Here is a 383-nt window from a genome sequence, read left to right as displayed (position 1 = left end):
ATTCACGCATTGGCTTAACCGCGCGCAGACCATCAACAGTCACTTTGGCGTCAAAGACATTAGGCGTGCAGTATTTTTTCGCTTCTTTAATGGCACTTGCCGCCCAGTAACCGGCATCAACATAATCTGCGGTGGTTTTATCACCGAGAATATTCAGCGGTACCGCAGCAAACTGACCGCGACCACCGCCATGGCAGAATAATACCTTGTAGTTGGAGGGGACATTAAGAAGATCGCGAAAATCCTTCTCGGCTTCCTCTGCAACCTGAATGAACTCTTTGCCACGGTGACTCACTTCCATCACCGACGTACCAATACCGTTCCAGTCTCGCAGTTCCTGTTGAGCCTGTTTAAGCACCTCTGCCGGTAGCATTGCCGGACCA

1 protein-coding gene is annotated in these 383 nt (G+C 50.7%); it reads right to left on the bottom strand.

Annotated features, from left to right (window positions below; genetic code table 11):
- Positions 1 to 383: aminotransferase class V-fold PLP-dependent enzyme (locus tag C1I98_RS46910; RefSeq protein ID WP_199537621.1), on the bottom strand; the 383-nt coding region annotated here is incomplete at both ends.

Origin of the sequence: Spongiactinospora gelatinilytica (genome assembly GCF_003236385.1) — a bacterium.
Taxonomy (GTDB): domain Bacteria; phylum Actinomycetota; class Actinomycetes; order Streptosporangiales; family Streptosporangiaceae; genus Spongiactinospora; species Spongiactinospora gelatinilytica.
This window is presented reverse-complemented; position numbering and strand designations above follow the sequence as displayed.